We start from the raw sequence: 17679 nt of genomic DNA, 5'->3' as shown, positions 1-17679 counted from the left end.
GGCGAGGGCGGGGCAGGGCGGGGAGGGATCACGGCTGACGTTCCGGCCCGACATCCGGGCGTCCGACCGCCGATGCCAGCAGACCATGGCGCCCGCGCGGCACGGATGCGACGCCGTTCGGCGCAACCCCCATGTTGACCCGTCCGGCGGCCTCCCCTATTCCACCCACGCCTCCCCGGGGCCGGCCCGCGCGGCCGACTGCACGGCGGACGCGAGCGCGTAGCTCAGCTGGTAGAGCAACGGACTTTTAATCTGTAGGTCTTGGGTTCGAACCCCAACGCGCTCACCAATTCTCCCTTTTTGCCAACAAGCTAGGCCTGTATATAAATTCGATGCTGCCCCGTTTTAGGCCGGGGCTGCACCGGGGACGCACGGTACAATCGGGTGATGTCGACCGTTTTTTCAATCGTCAGGTCGACTGTTTGACCATCAGACGTGCGTTCGTAGCGGTTTATCGCTCCGGCCTTTGCGCCCCGTCGGCGTGGACACCATGCGTCGCATCCTGCCGCTCCTGATCAGCCTGGCCGTGCTCCCGGCGCTTGGACGCTCTGCGGGCGATCCGAGCGGGGACGTGCTCTGGCCGGCCCTCAAGACCTAAGTGCTCGCCAAGACCATCGCCAACCGGACCTTCCCCTGCCTCGACGTGGATCTCGGCGACGCCGACCGCCCTCCGGCCCCGCCTTAGCGGGCGACTTTATGCGGAACGTCGCGTCGGGATCATTCGTTTGGCGTGTGAGTGCGCCGCTTTGGTGCGCCCAAGACGTCTAGGAATTGTCTATGAGCATCGGTACCGTGAAGTGGTTCAACGAGACCAAGGGTTACGGCTTCATCCAGCCGGATGACGGCGGCAAGGACGTGTTCGTCCACATCTCGGCCGTCGAGCGCGCCGGCATGCGCAACCTGATCGAGGGCCAGAAGCTCTCCTACGAGGAAGAGACCGACAAGCGCAGCGGCAAGCTGTCCGCCGGCAATCTGCAGTCGGCCTGAGGCGATGCCGTCTCCTTCGGGAGATGGTCAGATCACCTGAAAAGCCTGCTTTCGGCAGAGGAAGCGCCCCGACGGTACCGGACTTTAAGTGCGGTCGCCGGGGCGCATGAGGGTCGCCTCTTGGTTGGACACCTTCCACACCGGGAACGACCCCTCACGGACGAACATGGCGAACGCTTCGGTCGCTTCCGCGCTGCCCAGGGCACCCTCTCCGTCCACGGCGCGGCCGACGACGCAGGCCCCTTCGAGGACATCCGCGCAAGGCGCACGGCTCTCGATCGCGAAGACCACCCCTGATCGATCGGGTCTCAGTTCATCCGGGAGCGCGCCGATCTTGCGCCAGAGGCAGTACCATCGCACGCACACCTCGGGGCGATCCCGATAGATCCCGCACGCCGTGCCGGTGCTATGCCGACACAGGACGCCAGCGGGTTTAGACAGAACCTCGATCGCAAGAACTTGGCAGCAAGCCGTGCACTGTCCGCACGATCGGCCTGGCACGAGGGCACCTGCGTTCGGCTTGGTCGGAAGGCGCTTCGGGTTCAAATCGTTCCGGGCCGCGATGCGGTGCATGAATGGTCATCGATCGGATCGAGGATCACGTCAGCCAGCTTCTAGAGCATTTTCGAGCGCGGTGGATGCCGGCTGGCGTGAAGAAAATGCGACCACCCTGTAGGTTAGAGCTTCCTCCGTGATTCAGAGATCACGGAGGAAGCTCTCGCAAGCCATTCATTGCGACAGCGGTCCGACCAAAGCGACGCGGTGGACGAAGCCAACGACGGGCTCCACGGCGGCATGGGCGACAACATCCTCGTCGGCGGCCTCGGCAACACCATCCTGGTCGGCGGCGCGGGACATCGTGCTGGGCTTCAACCAGGGCGCGGGTGACCCTCTGAGCCTGGGCGGCCAGATCGATACGACGAGCACGGCGCAGAACGGGGATGCGCTTCCGACGCCTCCGGGCGGCGGCGGGTCCCGGGCTGTCGAAGTGAGCGAGCAGTGGCGGCGGCGTTTCGGCGGCTTTCCGCAGCGCGGCTCGGCTTGGTGCCGCCGCTTGCATCGTGGGGTCGCCGGCAGGCTTCGTGGTGCCGAGCGAGGTGACGCTGCGCAAAATCGGAAGGCTCCGGAGCGCGGGCGCCGGCATCGGTGCGAGAGCGCAGGCTTGAGCGGTGCTCGCCGCGCCGACGAGGACGGCGAGGATCCCGCTCGGCTCGACCCTGCGGGGGTCTCCGACGACGATGCCGGCAACGCGCGGGATCGCCGCCCGCGGAGCCCGGCGGGCGGCCTCTGCCGTTCATCGGCGCGGGTCGGCGGGGATCGCTCATCGGCCACCCTTCATCGCCCGCCCTTCATCGGCATCAGGCTCTTGGGGTCGACCTCCGGCATCTTCGGCATCTGGTCGAACGGCACGACCGCCATCACGTGGCCGTCCGGCATCCTGATCACGTTGAACGACTTGCCGGTGGCCTTGTCGGTCGCCATCGCGACCATGAGCTGCATCGGCTCGAACGGCGTCACAGCGAAGTCGTGGCCCCAGGCGCCGACGAGACTCGACAGCGACGCCGTGGCCACCCCCGTGCCGGCGAGGAGGGCGACGGCTGGTAGAATCGCGCGCATCATGATGGATCACTCCCGGTTCGATCGACGCGCTTTCGCGGGCCCGGGCCGTGCGGTTACCGAAACCGGATCGTGCCGCGCCGGCACCGTAACCGAGGGTGGACGGCGACCGAAGGATCGGCATGGGGATCAGGGGTTTCGAAGTGGGTTTTCGATGACATCGTCTCCGATGCGGCGCCCCTCGGAGGCGTATCCGGCCGGAACCCCGGCGCGATGAGCGCGCGGCGGGCTGCGTCCTCGCACGTCGCCGCAGGCGTCGTCGTCCGGCTCGGGCGCTGGGCCGTCGGCGCGTTGCGCACGGCGTCCCGCGTCGCCGCCGCGTCGGCGCTCGCCGCCCTCGGCATCCTGTTCCTGAACTACGTCGTGCTCTCCACGGACAAGGCGCGCGCCTATCGCGACCTCGACCCGAACGTCGCCGAATGCCGCGACGGTCTCGCCCGGGGCTGGACGATCCTGGCCGACACCGGGCGCGAGACCCTGCAGACGGCGATTCCGTCCGACGGCGACGGCTGGGTCGACGCCAGCGACGACGAGGGCGCCGTCGTCGCGGCGGATGCGCGATGGGGGACGCGCCTGCGCTGCGCGCTGCAGCGCCACGTCGTCCCCGCCCGCGCGCCGGGCGGACGCGACCTCGCCTACCATCTCGGCTTCATCGAGTTCCAGGAGGACGGCGAGCCCTACGCGCTGGTCTCCCGAGAAGGGGCCGGCGACGCGGCCGTCGACAGCGCGATGCTCCGCCACGCCATGGACGACGAGATGCGGGCCAAGGGCATGCCGGCCACCATGGTCAAGCCGGTGATCACCCAGCTCGACGCCCTGAAGAAGCACCTCGCGCACGGCTCGCACTACGTGATCGCCTTCGTCCACGGCTGGCGCCACGACGCGCGGATCGGCGACGGCAACGTCGCGGACCTGCGCCTCTACGCGGCCCACGCCGCGCGCTTCCTGGCGCAGCGCTGCCCGGACGACCCGAGCGTCTGCGACATGGACGTGACGGCGATCTACGTCGGCTGGCGCGGCGCCCGCGTGGACGAGCGCGGCCTGCGGACCTGGTTCGGCGACGCGGTCGGCGGCTTCTTCGGCGGCCTGTCGGCCGGGGCCACCCTGTTCGACCGCAAGCCCGTGAGCGAGGCGATCGCCCCCGGGGCGATCTCGGCGCTGCGCACGATCGAGACGACGCTGAGCGCGCCGGGCGCGCACAACAAGCTGATCGTGGCCGGGCACAGCCTCGGCGGCAACATGCTCGCCACCGGGCTGCAGGACGACGTCGTCAAGGCGGTGCGCCGCCACCGCTTCGGCGAGACGCTGCCGCCTGTGCTCGGCAACCTCGTGGTCCTGATCAACCCGGCCTCCGAGGCGAGCAAGTGGACCGCGATCCAGCGCGAGGTCTGGTCCCACCTCGCCGACCACGCCGACGCGCACACGCCGGCCTCCGAGGTCGTGCGCGACGACGGCTACTTCCCCGCCGACCAGCGGCCCGTGTTGATGTCGGTCACCGCGGCGCTGGCCTTCCCGGCGGGCGGGCTACGGCCCGGCGACTGCGCCTGGATCGGCCTCGACGTCGCGGACGGCTTTGCCGCCGCCCGCAAGCGCATCCGGAGCCGGCTCGCCGCCACCGACCGCATGTTCGATGCCGGCGTCGACTACGATTGGGCGACGCACGACCTGTTCCCGACCTTCAAGTTCGACTTCCGTCCGGCCGCCGGCTTCCTCGACCGGGTGGCGGCGCGGTTCGAGGGCCGCCCGCCCCGCGGCGAGACCTGCACGCCGGCCGCCCCCGTCGGCCTCGGCGCGGGGCTGGCGACGCTGCCGGTGCGGACCCTGTCGCTGCTCGCCGCGACCTTCCCGTTCCAGAACACCGCGCGGGAGGATTCGCACACCATCGGCAACCTGGACCCGCCGCGCCCGGCGGCCGGGGTGCTCGCCGACGCCCAGCAATCGGCTGCGCCCTTCGGCACCACCCACGAGCTGATGGGCCTCGACGCGCCCGGGCTCGAGCGGCACCACCCCTACGCGACGCTCGCCGACGCGGCGATCGACTGCCCGCGCTCGGACCGTTGGCTGACCCGCGCGCGGCTGGCGCGCGCCGACCGGCGCGGCAACTTCTGGGACAGCACAGACCTCGCGCCCCGCTTTCCGCAAGAGGACAGCCTGCACGAGAACGGGCCGGCCGCGCGCTTCCTGCACGGCCTCCAGCTGACCGGCATCGCGCCGATCACCCGGCCCAACGACCCGTTCTGGAACGTCCGCGCCTTCGACAACGCGCTGTCGCGCCACGACGGCTATCGCCTGTCGTCGTTCATCTGCGCCCTGAACCAGCTCGTGATGGACGACATCACCGACGCGCCCGCCGCGATGAGCGACCACCAGGACGTGCCGGGGCGTTAGCGCAAGCCAAGCTATCCTGCCGGTCGCGCTACCGGCTCGACGCCCCCCTGCGCCGGCCCGCCTTGTGCGTCAGCCCGCTTTGCTCGCCGTCCAGCGGCCCGAGCAGGCGATCGGGCCGGCGAGCGTCCAGCGCCCCGAACCGGCCGACGCCCGGAGCTGCCCCTCGACGGCGATGCTGGCGAGCCCGCTCTTGATCGAACCGACGATGCGCCCGTCCTCTCCGACGCGGCCCGAGGCGTCGGCCCCGCTGCCGCCGTCGTCGTCGACGACGCCGGCGCGGATGACGATGGGATAGCGGTAGGGGCCGGTGCAGCCGCCATCCTCGACGGTGGCGGAGACGGACCAGCGCCCGTCGAAGCTGGGCTCGGCGGCGGCGGCCGGAGCGATTGCGGCACAGGCCACGGTCAGGGCCAGCGCGGCGAGTTTCGCGGTGAGCACGGGGGAGATGGACGACAAGGACGTCGAAAACGGTGGCATGGGCTCCTCTTCAAGGCCGGCCCGTCAAGCGGGCGGCTCGGTGTCGTCCGCATCTTGAGCCAGATAGCGGACCATGAGTTCGCCCGTGGCGCGGGCGGCGTAGTCCGCGATCGGCTCGCCGGCACGGGGCGGGATGAAGGTCGTCAGGCGCAGGCCGCCGAGGGTCGCCATGAGTCCGCCGCGGGCCATGCCCGATTCGATGGCCTCCGCGATGGCCTGCGCCTCGTAGGTCTGCAGGCCCGCGCTCAGGCACGGATTCCCGGAACCGCCGGCTCGCCGGGCAGAGGCCCGGGATCGATGACGGGTTCGAACGGGACGTCGGGGGCGGGCTCCTCGAAGGGCGCGGACGGCTCGTCCGGCCCGAGCGGGCGCTCGCCGGGGAACGGACGCGGCGGCGGCTCGGACGGCGCGTCGCCGCCGGGACTCGGATCGGGCATGCCGGGGTTGGCCACTCTTGGGATCCTTCCTGCGTGCTTGTCGGGACGGCCTACGGGCCGAGCGTGCACCGAAGGCGGCACGCCCGGCCCTGCGGCCATGCCGGACCCGAGCGGGGGTCTCATCGGGTCCGACACAACTTGGAAAGTCTTCCGCCATGACCTTGGAGGGATGACCTTCAAGGGTCTGGCGATGACCGAGAGATATGTACGCGCCAGGTCCGCTCAATGATGCAGACGTATCATTTTGATGAAACTTTATTTGGTAAAGCGCGGCGAAGCATGTGTCGTCCTCGCGTGATCGCGTGGGCTACAAACGGCGAACATCCGTCACGACAGTCCCTCGGACGCTCCTGTATCCACGCAGCCGGCCACGGCCTCGGACGACCCGCGGGTTCCCCCTCTCCCCGCGGGCGGGGAGAGGCCCGGCTGCACCCCGTCGTGCAGCCGGGAAGCGGAGGCGAAGCCGAAGCGGCGGTGAGAGGGTGCCGACGGATGAGGCTCTTTCGTTCGAGCCCCCTCACCGTCGGCTGCCGCCTCGCTTTGCCGACGACGAGATCGGCAAAGCCCTCTCCCCGCACGCGGGGCGAGGGGATGCACGGGCAGCCGTCCTGCTTTCGCTGGAACCGTCTTCGGGCGGTGCTTGTTTCGGGCCGGCGTGATCCACGCAGCAGGGAGGGCGGTCGAAGGTGCTGGTCGTCCGCCCGAGTTCTCGGCACCCTTGCACCTCAAGTCGCCCGCGATGAGCGTCGCCGCCTTGGCGCTGCGCCGCGAATTCGCGTTCCTCGCCCTCGCGGTGGTGCTCGGGCTCGGGGCGGCGGCGGCCTACTGGGTGTCGCGCGCCACGGTGCTGACCATCGCCGTGGCGCCCAGCGACGGCACGGAGCCGGCCGTGATCCGGGCCTACGCCGACGCGCTCGCCCGGCGGCACAAGGAGATCCGCCTCAAGATCCTGGCCTTCGACGACGTGCGCGACAGCGCGGCGGCGCTCCAGGACGGCCGGGCCGACCTCGCGGTGGTGCGCCCCGACGTCGACCTCCCCGACAACGGCCTGACGCTGGCGATCCTGCGCGACCAGGCGATGATCATCGCCTCGCCCGAGGCGTCGGGCTTGAAGAGTTTCCCGGATCTCGACCGCAAGCGCCTCGCCATCCTCGCCCACCGCGACGCGGACCAGGACCTGATCAAGGCGATGGTCGAGCATTACGGCCTGACGCTGCTCGACCACGATCCCGAGGGGCCGGTGCCGCCCCGCCACGTCGCCCTGGTGGAGATGCCCGAGGCCGACCTGACCTCGGCCTTCGCCCGGCGGCGCGTGGACGCGGTGATCTCCGTGATCTCGCCGACGGCCCCGGCGGCGCAACGCATCATCGGCATCGTGCAGGGCGTCAGCAAGAACCGGAAGGTCGCCTTCGTCGCGGTCGCGAACGCCGCCGCCATCGTCGCCCGCCTGCCGCGGCTCCAGGCGGTCACCATGCCCGCCGAGACCTTCGGCGGCAGCCCGCAGGTCCCCGCCGAGGACGTGGTCACCGTCGGCGCCTCCTACCGGCTGATGGCGCGGGCGAACCTGTCCCGCGCGGTGGCCGCCGACGTGACCCAGCACCTGTTCGAGCTGCGCAGCGGCATGGCGAACGTGGCCCCGGCCGCGGACTACCTGCAGGCGCCGAGCTACGACAGCACCGCGGCCGCCACCAGCGCGCGGCTCCCGATCCATCCGGGCGCGGTCGACTATTTCGAGCGCGAGCAGCAGAGCTTCATCGAGCGCTACGAGACCTGGATCTACCTCGTCGCGTTCCTCGGTGGCGGCATCGGCTCGGCGGTGGCGTGGGTCGGGCAGCGCCTGTCGCGCATCCGGCGCGAGCGCGTCGAGGAGGCCACCGACCGGCTGCTGGAGATCCGCCGCGAGGCCCAGGACGGCGCGCCCGCGCGACGCCTGGAGATCCTCGCCCGCGAGATCGACGACCTGGCCGGCGACATCGCCAAGCATGCGCTCGAGCGGCCGACGGAAGCCAGGACCATGTCGGCGGCGGCCATCGCCATCGATGCGGCCCGCTCGACGGTCAAGCGGACCATCGCCGCCGGGGAGCCGCCGGTCGAGGAGCCGGACCTCGCCGGGCGCATGACCTCCACCAGCGCATGACCTCCACCAGCGCATGACCTCGATGGGCGCCGCATCCGACGCGGTGGGTTGATTGCGGAACCTCGGACGCCCGCGTCCGGCATCGAACCGGGAAACAGGATGCCCGACGAGCCAAGCTGATCCCTCGACGCAGCCGAACGCCAGGCCGGCCTGACGCCGGACCGAGCCACGACCGGCGCGCCGACGCGCCGGACTCCGCTTTTCCTTCGCCCCTTCTCTTCGCCCCTTCTCTTCGCCTTCCCTTCGCAACCCCTCCTTCGACATCGCGAGACGCCCATGGCCATCGACTATCGCTCGGAACTGCGCCGTCCCCTCCCGTTCAGCCTCGCGGTCGCCGCCGCGGTGCTGCTGGTCTGGCTCGTCGTCGCCTCCATCGCCGGGGCGCGCCAGCGCGGCGCCCGCGACCACCGCATCGCGGAGCTGCAGACCCAGCAGACGGCGCTGCGCGCCGACCTCGACCGGCAGGTCTCGACGGCCGGCACCTTGAGCGCGCTTCAGGCCAAGATCGCGACCGCCCGGCAGCAGGACCAGCAGGCGACGCAGGCCGCGGAGCAGGCCAAATCGCGTGCCGAGGCGCTGGCCAAGGATCAGCAGGCCGCCGAGGCCAAGGCGTCCGAGGCGCGCAAGTCCGCCGACGCCGCGTCGCAGAAGCTCGCCGACCTGCAAGCCCAGACCGCCCAGGCCGAGGGAAAGCTGACGCCCCTGCGCGAGGCCGTCGCCGCCGCCGAGAAGGCGGCCGCCGACCGCGCCCAGGACCTCGCCGAGGTCGGGCGCCGCCTCGAGGACGCCCGGGTGCAGGAGGCCAAGCTCCGCGCCGACCTCGCGACCATGACGCAGGAGGCGACCGCCAAGACGGCCGACCTCGCCAAGGCCGAGGAGCGCCAGCAGACCGCCCGCGAGGCCGCGGCCGCGGCCCAGAAGGAGCTGGCGGAGGCGCGCGCCGCGACCGGGCAGGTGGTCGGCCAGCGCACGGGCACCGAGCAGGCGGTCGCCGACCTGACCGCCGACAAGGACCGGCTGACCTCCGAGATCGCGCAGGCCGACCGCGACGCCCAGCAGGCGCGCGAGGCCCTCACCGGCCTCCGCAAGGACCTCGCCGAGGCCCAGGCCCAGCGCGACCGCGTGGCGTCCGAGCGGGGGCAGGCCGAGCAGGCGGTGCAGAAGCTCGCCGCCGACCGCGACGCCGCGAGCGCGGCCCTCGACGCCCTGCGCAAGCGCCAGGCCGACGCGCAGGGCGAGCTCGCCGCCCTCACCGAGACCCTGGCCAGCCGCAACACGGAGGCCGCGGCCCTCGACGGACGGCTGGCCACGGCCCGGCAGGACCTCGCCACCGCCCAGGCGAAGCTCGCCGAGACCCGCCAGCAACTCGCCAGCCCGCCCGCCGCAGCACCGAACAAGCCCGGGAACGCGCCGCAGCCTGCGCGTTGACGACAGCCGGCTTCCGCAACCAACCGTGAGATCGACATGAACCGACGCTTCACCACACGCGCAGGGCTCGCCCTCGCCTCCGCCCTGACTTTGACCCTCGCTCTCCTGCAGCCGTCGGCGGCGCAGGAAGGCCCCGAGATGGAGGCCATGAAGGCGAATTGCGGCGGCGACTACCTCCGCCTCTGTGCCGGCATGAAGCCCGGAGGCCCCGAGGTGAAGGCCTGCTTCAAGCGCAACCGCCCGAACCTGTCGCCGGCCTGCTCGCAGGCCATCGCCACCTACGAGCGCTCGCGCGGCCGCTCGTCCGACGACGCGGACGAGTAACCCTGTGACGTGTTGAACCAGGGGCGCGGCCGGAACGGGGGCGAGGGCGGGGCTGTTTGAGGCCCGCTCGGCCCTTCGTATCCTCGTGCGGCCCGGCCGAGCCCCGCACCGCTTTCGGCCTACGGCCGCGATGGCGTCACGCCCCCACCGAGGGAGACGGGTGCCGACCGGGCGCTTCGCCCATCGGCTTCGGCCATTGGAAGCAACGAGCCCTGCGCAGGGAGACACCCGAGCGCGCCACCTCGGCTGTCCTTCAACATCCACTGCATATCCAAGATAGAAATTGTAAAATAGATCCTTTCATCTTGAACATGTTGACGACGATCGCGTTGACGACCGGATTTATAAAAGGATGCCCATGTCTCGCTTGAAGATGCTTTGCGGCGTCGCAGCCCTGTCCACCCTCGGCTTCCTCAACACGGCCGCCTACGCCCAGGATGGCGGCCCCTGCTCGGACGACATCGCCAAGCTCAAGCGCGAGCTCGGAACACAGGTCGGCATGGGCGCGCCCGTCTCGCAGCCCGATACCGGCCAGCGCAAGGGACCGAACGACGGAGCGGCCGACCAGACGGCGAGCACCACCGGAACCATGGCCAAGCCGGTCGGGAACGCCGACACGGACCGCGCCCAGCAGGACGGCGCCGCCCGTGCGACCGGCGGATCGCCGGGCACGGTCGGCGGCGTCGCGGGCCCCGTCGCCGCCGCGACCGGGACCGGCCAGGCCAACTCCGTCGCCAACGGGCAGATCGCGACCTCGCCGGCCGACGTGCGGGCGCAGTCCGAGAACAAGCCGACCGCCGCCGTCGAGGCCGCGAAGGGCGGCGAGCCGTCGGCCCAGGCAAGCCTCTCGGCCGAGGACAAGGTCTCCCAGGCCAAGACGGCGCTGCAGCGCGCCACCGACCTCAACGCCAAGGGCGACCAGTCCTGCCGCGACGCGGTCCAGCAGGCCCGCTCGCTGATGCCGCAGCAGGGTCGCTGATCCACTCCGAAGACCGTCGCAGGGCGTGTCCTCGACGTAGGACACGCCCTGCATCTTGCCGCTCGGGCGCCCGGCCGTTCGACGGCTCCGTCACGTCAGCCTGAGCGGACGCGAACGCCGCGGCGCTAAAACATCGCCGGTCAGGCCTCGACCTCCGCCTTCGGAAAGCCGAGGCCGCGGACGAAGCCGTTCCAGTCGGCGTTCCGCAACGCGCCGCCGGTCGCCTGGGCGTGACCGTTGCCGTAGCGTCCGTCGGCGTTGGCCGGGCGGTGCTCGGCCAGGAAGGCGATGAGGTCGCGCCCGCTCGCCGAGCGCGCGGCGAAGTGGACCCAGCCGGGCCGATAGCCGACGTTGGCGGCGATCACGACCTTGTCCTTCAACCGGCCGCGCCATTGCTGCGCGATCAGCGGATGGATCTGGCAGGGCGAGTCCAGCACGATCAGCGCGACGTCGCCGCCGATCGCGGGCGGCACGCGCTTGGCCACCTCCATGGCGGCACGGACCTCCGCCTTGGCCGCATGAAGAGCCGACGCGTCCGCGTCCTCGCCCTTGGTGATGCGCTTCGGGCCGTCCGATTTAAGGAGGAGCCGCAGCGCGGGGCTGGCGTCGGCGGCGGCCGTGCGGCGCGGGGCGTTGACGAGCGCCGTGGCGTCGCGAAGGGCGGTCTTGCCCCAGCGCGCCTGGGCCTCCGCCATCTCCGGAAAATCCAGCCCTTCGGCCATGTCGCCGATCAGGCCGACCGCGGCCAGCCACAGGAGGTCGGCCTGGTCGCCCAGGGCGCCGGCGGCCCACCAGGCGAGGAGGGCGGTGGTCGGCTCCGGATCGAGGCCGTTCCCGCTGATGGTGACGGCGCCCTTCGGTTCGCCGGTCGGGACGTGGTGGTCGATCACCAGCGTCGGGCGGCCCGGCAGCACGGGATCGGGCCGGGTGCCGAGGTCGGCGACGATCAGGCCGCCGGGCGCACGGGTGGCGATGCGGGCGGCGACCTCGGGGTCCCAGGGCGACTCGGCCTTGGCGACGACGAAGGCGTCGGCCTCGCGCCCGGCCTGCCGCAGGGCCCGGATCAGGATGGCGGCCGCGCTCAGGCCGTCGGCGTCGAAGTGGCTGACCACCAGCACCGGCGCGTCCGGCTCGAACGCGGCGAGGGCGGCCGCCATGGCGTCGCGTGCCGCCGCGCGGACGTCGTCGCGTCCCGACAGGCGTCCGAGGCCGGCCGTGCCCACCGTGTTCGTCATCAATCGCTCGACTCCGCTCGCGCACCCGGCCTGCCCGCGCGCGAAGCGAGCGAGGCTTCCCCCGATCCTGCCAACGTCCGAGCCCACGAGCCGACGACGGCGCGGCGCGGAAAAACCCATCCGCGGGCGGCAGCGAGGCGCGGATCGAACCCGGCTTGGCGGGGCGCTTCCGCCGCAGGATGCGCCCGGAACGCCGGAATTCACGTCACGTTGGCCAGCGATGTCCGGAGCGACGGCGGCATGACGGCACCCTGGGTGGTCCGATCCGTGCCCGCCAGCCCTCGCCTCGGAGCAAGCGCCGCGACGACCTGTGGCGTCGAACCGACGGAGGCTGAGCCATGGAGGACCCGACGCCCGTCGCCGTCGAGGCGCGCGACGACGCCCACGGGCGCTACCGCTGGCACCTGACGGACGCGGGCGGCGTGTCCGTCCGGGTCTCGCCGGAGACCTACGCGACGGATGAGGACGCGATCGAGGCCGGTCAGGCGGCGCTGGATGCGTTCGGAGCCGCAGACCGATCCTGAGGCGTCGCCGAAGGGGACGGCCCCGCGGCGTCCTCGTCGTCGGGCGTGTGGTAGGGCATCGCCTCGGTCCGGCCCCGCAACGGGGCCCGGCCGACCTCGCGCCACCGGCCTGCATCCGAGCCCGCCGCCTGCCGCGCCGCGTCCGAGACCAGGATCGACACGCCGTGCGCCTTCGTCGCCTGCTCCAGGCGGGCGGCGACGTTCACCGTGTCGCCGAGCACGGTGAATTCCAGGCGCATGTCCTCGCCGATGATGCCGCAGAACAGGTCGCCGTAGTGGATGCCGACGCCGATCCGCACCGGGGCGTGGCCGTCGTCCTTGAGGTTCCACCGGGCGATGATGGCGACGAGGTCCTTGGCGAAGGCGAGCGCCCGCGCGGCGTCGTCCGCCCGCGGCTCGGGCAGGCCGAACACGACCAGCGCCCCGTCGCCGATGAACTTGTCGACCACGCCGCCGCGAAGGCGGGCGATGCGCATCACCCGGCGCCGGAACGCGGTAAGGAAGACCGAGAGTTCGTGCGGGTCGAGGTTCTCGGCCAGGGTGGTCGAGCCGCGCATGTCGACGAAGGCCACGGCGGCGTTCTGCCGGCGGCCGACCCGGAGGCTGTCGTCGGCGTCCGCGAGCCGCCCGGACAGCTCCTCGGGGAGGAACCGCGCCAAGCTCGCGCGGCGGCCGGCCTCCCGCAAGGCCGCGGTCGCGAGCACGGCGAGGAGCACGACGACCGCCGCGACGGCCGCCCAGACGGCGAGGGCGACGCGCGACACCGCCTCCTGCCGCGCGTCGAGCAGGGCCGCCTCGCGCGCCTCCATCTCGCGGACCAGGGTGCGGATCGCGTCCATCGTGCGCTTGCCCTGCCCCTCGGCGACGAGCCGTGCGCTTCCCGCCGCGTCGCCCGCCCGGCGCAGGGCGACGCCCTGGTCGAGCTCGCCCGCGAAACGATGCGCCAGCGCCCGCAGGCGAACGAGTTGCGCGAGCTGCTCCGGGTTGTCGGCGACGCGCTCGCGCAGGCGGTCGAGGTTGCGCTCGAAGGCCTCCCGGCTGGCGAGGAACGGCCCGAGGAACGCCTCGTCGCCGCTGATGATGAAGCCGCGCTGGCCGGTCTCGGCATCCTGCAACGCGGACAGGACCCGCGCGAGGCGGCCGTCGACCTCGACCGTATGGCGGACGGCGTCGCTCCCGTGCTGCTGGTAGACGACGCCCGCGACCGCGACGGCGATCATCACGACGAGGGCGGCAAAGCCCGCGCTCATCCAGGTGACGGTCCGCGACCGGACCAGGGTGAGGCGGAGCATCGCGCGCCCGACCCCCCGCAGGCCGCCGCGTCCCCGTTCCGCGGTCGCGGCCGGCGGGACCTGCGAGGACGGGGCGTCGCGCCAAGTCCTGGCGGGTTCAGGCGCGGTCGGCCCATCGCGCGACGCCGAAGAGCCGCCCGGATCGCCGCCCGGATCGCCGTCGACGTTCCGGGCCCTCGGGCGATCGCTCGCAAGGGCGGCCGCAAACCCGGCCCGGTCCGTCCCGCGGCGCAAGCCGCGCGACGGCGGGCGTCGGCGCAGGCGAAAGGCGGTCATGCCTCGCCGCCGGCCAGATGCAGCCTCGGCTTGAACGGCGGCTTGCTGTCCGGCCCGTGCCCGGCCGCAGCCGCGTTGCGGCAATCGGCGACGGTGGCCTTGGCCGTCTCGATGGCGATGCCCACGGCGGCCATGGTCCGCATCTCCGGCGCGCGCGCCCGGGCATAGCGGACGACCTCGGTCGCGAGCCGGTCGATCTCGACGTTCAGCGCCGCGATGGCGGCCGGGTCGCGCAGGGTGCGCGCCTCGTCGATGATCGCCAGCAGGCGGTCGGTGACCTCGTCGATCCGTTCGCGGCGCAGGCCGGCCAGCCGCTGCCGCAGCCACGCCATCGCCGAGACCAGGCCGCCGGCGAGCGCCGCCAGCAGGTAGAGGGTGTCGCCGTAGCGGTCGACGAAGCTGTGCTGCTCGCGCTCGTAGTAGTCGATGGCGCCGGGATGGATCGGGATCCGCGCGCTCGTGGCCGCCACCGTCGTCTCGTAGGCCGGGGCCAGCACGTACTCGGCCGCATCGCTCGTCTTCGCCGCGGCGGTGCGCAACTCGAACAGGTTCTGGGTCACGTCGGCCGCGACCACCCGGCCGAGCGAGGCGCGGGCCATCAGCCGGTAGGAGGCGCCGACGGTCTTGACGTCGTCGTCGGGAAGCTTCGGAGCCCCGCCGAACAACCCGCCCGGGACCGTGACGGCCTGCAGGCGCGGGAAGCGCTCGATGATCGCCGCGTCGTCCGGCAAGCCGACGAAGTTGACCTTGCCGCCCTTGCTGACGGCCTTGACCGCCTCGACGAGGGCCAGGGCCTTCGGTGCCGACGGGGCGATGATGCTCACGAACGCGTCGACCGTCCGCGCCCGGATCGCCGGACCCGCCTGCGCACCTTCGACCGGCACGAGCAGGACGGACTGCGCCGGCACCTTCGCGCCGACGGGCCCCGTCTCAAGGCTCAGGCCGTAATAGCCGAGGATGCTCTTCAGCAGCGAGAGGTCGGCGTCCTTGTGCGCGGCGATGCCGAGCCGCCGGCCGCCGAGCTTGGGAAACGCGTCGATCCCGGCGGTCTCCGGCGAGACGATGATCATCGCCTGGTCGCGCAGGATCGCCAGCGTCAGGCCGTTGGTCGGCAGGTCGACGTCGGGCCGCACCACCGCGAGGTCGGCGCGCCCGTCCTGGAGCGCCGCGGCGCTCTCGCGCACGTCGTCAAAGGGCAGGATCTTGAACCGGACGGCCTTGCCGCCGGCGTCGAGGGCGTCGGCGTAGGCCCTGATCAGGCCGGGCTCGGTCCCGTCGCGTGGGGCGACCGCGATGACGAGCGTCGTCGCCTGGGCCAGGTAGACGGCAACAGCTCCGGCCGCGACGAGGCCCGCGATGGCGACGGCGGCGAGTGTGCCGCGCGTGAACAGCCAGGGCGGGATCGTCGGCATCGGGGCGATGGGTCCATGAGCTGGACGACCGCGTCCGCGACCGCCTCAACACGCGGCGTGCGGCATCGGCTCCGTCCAGTCGCCTGCCGACGGCACGGATCGAGAGAACGTGATGGATCTCGCGCCGGTCAGCCGACCGTCGAGGACGCCGCTTCCGGCGAGGGCACCTCGGCGCCCGAGGCGCCGCAGCCGAGGACGACGGCCTTCCGGAAGGCCGCGCGCTGCTCGGGCGCCCGCATCGCAAGTTAGCCGTCGATGGCGGCGCGGACGCGGGCGGCGGCGGCCTCCGCGTCGGCCCAATCCTCGGGCGTCGCGCCGGCCGCGCCGTCGGTCACGCCACGCCCAGGATCTGGGAGAGACGTTCGCGCGCCCGGCTCACCCGGCTCTTCACCGTGCCCGGCTGGCACCCGAGGACGAGGGCCGCCTCCTCGTAAGGCAGGCCCTCGATCACCACGAGGAGCAGGGTCTCGCGCTGCTCGGCGGGAAGTGCGTCCAGCGCGACCTGCAGCTCGATCAGCCCGATCCGGTGCTCCTGCTCGGCCGGCGCGCTCAAGCCCGCGGCGAAGATGCCGTCGACGTCCGGAACCTCGCGCCGGTAGCGCTTGCCCTGGTTGATGTGCGCGTTGCGCAGGATCGTGAACAGCCAGGCGACGAGGTTGGTGCCGGCCTGGAAGCGGGACCGGTTCTCCCAGGCCTTCAACAGGGTCGCCTGCACCAGGTCGTCGGCTTCCGCCGCGCTGCGGGTGCGCATCATCGCGAAGCGGCGCAGCCGCGGCACCGCCTGGATCAGGCTGTCGCTGAAGGCCTTCGTCACCTGCCGTTCCGCCTGGGCGTCCAGCAGCGCGGCCCGCAAGCGAAGCAGGACCTGCCCGAGGCGCGTGTCGGGGTCGGCCTCGGCGACCGTCGGGAAGAGTTCATCCAGGCGCCTGCCGATCATATCGCGGACATGACGGGGCAATCCCTCGCTCGCGGAGAGTTCTTCAGGCTCTGTACTTAAGTCCATAGGGATCGTGCGTCCTGTGTTCGTAGAGGAGATGGTGTTGACCAGGCTCTCTACGGTCCGGCTCGTGTCCTCGGTTCTGGATGATCGATCATGTTCACGTCAATGGTGCGACTATACCAGTTTCCACCCAAACCCACCAAGGAACCCGATCATCGCGACGTTGTTACGGGCCTTGCTCCGAGCCGCGGCGACGCCGCCGCCCCGGGGCGGATCGCGCGCTCCCGACAGCCGGGACCGCCAGGCGCCGAGGCTGGCGCCGCAGGGGGGGATTCCGGCATGTCGATCGGTCTGCGTGGCGCTCTCGTCCGGTGGTTCCTGGGCTTGCTCGTCGGCGTCGGCGTCGTCGCGACCCTGCTCGGCAAGCGCCGCCGGACGCCGGACGCGGCGCCCGACATCGCGTCCGCGACGCCGGCGCCGGCTGCGGTGCGTGGACGCGGCCTCGCCGTCGCGCTCCTCGCCCTGCTCTTCGGGATCGGGCTGATCCTCGCGTTCTACGGGCGCGACGGGATCCAGCGGCCCTTCCTGCCGGTAGCCTCGACGGCCGACGGTTCGGCCGCGCCCGCCCTGGCCAGCCGCGGCGACGCCCGCATGCCGGAGGCCGGAACGCCCGCTTCGGGCGGGTCGGCAGCGAAGGCCGGGGCCGGCCAGGGCGCCGAGGCCGGACGAGCAGCCGGCGCCCGCGGGGAGAATACCCTGCCCGCCGCGGAGCCGGTCGCGCCGACCTTCGAGACCCTCCGCATCGAACCGAACGGGGAGGCCGTCGTGGCGGGGCGATCGACGCCGAACGGCACCGTGACGCTGCTGGTTGACGGCAAGCCGACAGCGCAGGCGCTCGCCGACGCCGGAGGCCGGTTCGCGATCGTGCCGCCCGCCCTCCCGGCCGGCAACAGCGAGCTCGGGCTGGCCGTCACCGGCGCCGAGGGCCGGATCCGCCGGTCCCAGGAAAGCGTCGCGGTGGCGGTCTCGCCCACGCGGGACGCGAAGCCGCTCGTGGCCTTGAGCGCGCCGGACGCGCCGACCCGGGTGCTGTCGCAACCGGACCCGGCCGCGACCGCGCGCGCCACCGGGCGAACGGATGCGCCCACCGCGACGGCCCGGCCTGGCGGCGACCGCGACGGCACGGGCGGAGGCCCCGCAAGCGCGGAGGCCGCGCGGGGTGGGGG

At 72.3% G+C, this 17679-nt stretch carries 17 protein-coding genes, 1 tRNA gene and 1 pseudogene; 10 read left to right on the top strand and 9 right to left on the bottom strand.

Features of this window, described 5'->3' with window-relative positions; translation table 11 throughout:
- Window positions 1-213 precede the first annotated feature (213 nt).
- Both FV234_RS22395 and FV234_RS22385 read left to right on the top strand, forming a co-directional pair.
- Window positions 214-289, top strand: a tRNA-Lys gene (locus FV234_RS22395).
- Between the two features lie 488 nt (window positions 290-777).
- On the top strand, window positions 778-987 hold the full coding sequence (locus FV234_RS22385) for a cold-shock protein (protein ID WP_147753300.1): 210 nt from the start codon (window positions 778-780) through the stop codon (window positions 985-987).
- Between the two features lie 84 nt (window positions 988-1071).
- Here FV234_RS22385 and FV234_RS22380 read toward each other — a convergent pair whose 3' ends face one another.
- The gene (locus FV234_RS22380) at window positions 1072-1347 is read right to left on the bottom strand and encodes a hypothetical protein (protein ID WP_246686278.1); all 276 of its coding nucleotides are present in this window, start codon (window positions 1345-1347) and stop codon (window positions 1072-1074) included.
- A gap of 402 nt (window positions 1348-1749) precedes the next feature.
- Here FV234_RS22380 and FV234_RS27000 point away from each other — a divergent pair, with 402 nt between their 5' ends.
- Window positions 1750-1875 (top strand): hypothetical protein, encoded by a 126-nt coding sequence (locus FV234_RS27000; protein WP_281406755.1) that lies wholly within the window; start codon window positions 1750-1752, stop codon window positions 1873-1875.
- 447 nt (window positions 1876-2322) lie between these two features.
- Here FV234_RS27000 and FV234_RS22375 read toward each other — a convergent pair whose 3' ends face one another.
- Window positions 2323-2607 carry a hypothetical protein gene (locus tag FV234_RS22375; RefSeq protein ID WP_147754598.1) on the bottom strand — a complete coding sequence of 95 codons (285 nt, stop codon included), beginning with the start codon at window positions 2605-2607 and terminating at the stop codon, window positions 2323-2325.
- Window positions 2608-2817: 210 nt separating this feature from the next.
- On the opposite strand from FV234_RS22375, the gene FV234_RS22370 reads away from it, so the two are divergent.
- Window positions 2818-4992, top strand: coding sequence for a hypothetical protein (locus FV234_RS22370; protein ID WP_147831717.1), 2175 nt, complete (start codon window positions 2818-2820; stop codon window positions 4990-4992).
- Between the two features lie 69 nt (window positions 4993-5061).
- Here FV234_RS22370 and FV234_RS22365 read toward each other — a convergent pair whose 3' ends face one another.
- From FV234_RS22365 to FV234_RS22360, 3 genes are read right to left on the bottom strand one after another with little or no spacing between them, the layout of a single operon-like run.
- A complete protein-coding gene (locus FV234_RS22365) occupies window positions 5062-5448 on the bottom strand; it encodes a hypothetical protein (RefSeq protein ID WP_147831715.1) in 387 nt (128 codons plus the stop codon).
- A gap of 45 nt (window positions 5449-5493) precedes the next feature.
- The gene (locus FV234_RS26330) at window positions 5494-5658 is read right to left on the bottom strand and encodes a hypothetical protein (RefSeq protein ID WP_187273766.1); all 165 of its coding nucleotides are present in this window, start codon (window positions 5656-5658) and stop codon (window positions 5494-5496) included.
- Window positions 5659-5714: 56 nt separating this feature from the next.
- Complete coding sequence (locus FV234_RS22360) at window positions 5715-5921, bottom strand: hypothetical protein (protein WP_147831711.1); 207 nt, start codon at window positions 5919-5921, stop codon at window positions 5715-5717.
- 724 nt (window positions 5922-6645) lie between these two features.
- On the opposite strand from FV234_RS22360, the gene FV234_RS22355 reads away from it, so the two are divergent.
- The 4 genes from FV234_RS22355 to FV234_RS22340 all read left to right on the top strand — a co-directional run bounded on the left by FV234_RS22355 (window position 6646) and on the right by FV234_RS22340 (window position 10774).
- On the top strand, window positions 6646-8043 hold the full coding sequence (locus tag FV234_RS22355; protein WP_147754684.1) for a TAXI family TRAP transporter solute-binding subunit: 1398 nt from the start codon (window positions 6646-6648) through the stop codon (window positions 8041-8043).
- 276 nt (window positions 8044-8319) lie between these two features.
- Window positions 8320-9471: a chromosome partitioning protein ParA gene (locus FV234_RS22350; protein ID WP_147831709.1), complete on the top strand. Its 1152-nt coding sequence runs from the start codon at window positions 8320-8322 to the stop codon at window positions 9469-9471.
- 36 nt (window positions 9472-9507) lie between these two features.
- Window positions 9508-9795 (top strand): hypothetical protein, encoded by a 288-nt coding sequence (locus tag FV234_RS22345; RefSeq protein ID WP_147816150.1) that lies wholly within the window; start codon window positions 9508-9510, stop codon window positions 9793-9795.
- 358 nt (window positions 9796-10153) lie between these two features.
- Entirely contained in the window at window positions 10154-10774 is a 621-nt protein-coding gene (locus tag FV234_RS22340; protein ID WP_147831707.1) for a hypothetical protein, read from the top strand.
- Window positions 10775-10914: 140 nt separating this feature from the next.
- Here FV234_RS22340 and FV234_RS22335 read toward each other — a convergent pair whose 3' ends face one another.
- On the bottom strand, window positions 10915-12009 hold the full coding sequence (locus tag FV234_RS22335; protein WP_246686277.1) for a phosphoesterase: 1095 nt from the start codon (window positions 12007-12009) through the stop codon (window positions 10915-10917).
- Window positions 12010-12347: 338 nt separating this feature from the next.
- Between FV234_RS22335 and FV234_RS22330 the strand changes: the two genes are divergently transcribed.
- Complete coding sequence (locus FV234_RS22330) at window positions 12348-12533, top strand: hypothetical protein (protein ID WP_147831705.1); 186 nt, start codon at window positions 12348-12350, stop codon at window positions 12531-12533.
- On the opposite strand, the gene FV234_RS22325 is transcribed toward FV234_RS22330, so the two are convergent.
- The 3 genes from FV234_RS22325 to FV234_RS22315 all read right to left on the bottom strand — a co-directional run bounded on the left by FV234_RS22325 (window position 12491) and on the right by FV234_RS22315 (window position 16450).
- Window positions 12491-13825 carry a CHASE3 domain-containing protein gene (locus tag FV234_RS22325; RefSeq protein WP_147831703.1) on the bottom strand — a complete coding sequence of 445 codons (1335 nt, stop codon included), beginning with the start codon at window positions 13823-13825 and terminating at the stop codon, window positions 12491-12493. The two genes, FV234_RS22330 and FV234_RS22325, sit on opposite strands and share 43 nt — an antisense overlap.
- Before the next feature lie 272 nt (window positions 13826-14097).
- A complete protein-coding gene (locus tag FV234_RS22320) occupies window positions 14098-15513 on the bottom strand; it encodes a TAXI family TRAP transporter solute-binding subunit (RefSeq protein ID WP_147831701.1) in 1416 nt (471 codons plus the stop codon).
- Window positions 15514-15844: 331 nt separating this feature from the next.
- Window positions 15845-16450 (bottom strand): sigma-70 family RNA polymerase sigma factor, encoded by a 606-nt coding sequence (locus FV234_RS22315; RefSeq protein WP_238272815.1) that lies wholly within the window; start codon window positions 16448-16450, stop codon window positions 15845-15847.
- A gap of 342 nt (window positions 16451-16792) precedes the next feature.
- On the opposite strand from FV234_RS22315, the pseudogene FV234_RS22310 reads away from it, so the two are divergent.
- Window positions 16793-17679, top strand: a pseudogene (locus tag FV234_RS22310) (hypothetical protein); the annotation flags it as partial.

The organism is Methylobacterium sp. WL8, assembly GCF_008040045.1.
GTDB classification, from domain to species: Bacteria; Pseudomonadota; Alphaproteobacteria; order Rhizobiales; family Beijerinckiaceae; genus Methylobacterium; species Methylobacterium cerastii.
The sequence above is the reverse complement of the archived record's forward strand: the minus strand, read 5'-3'. Positions and strand labels throughout refer to the sequence as shown.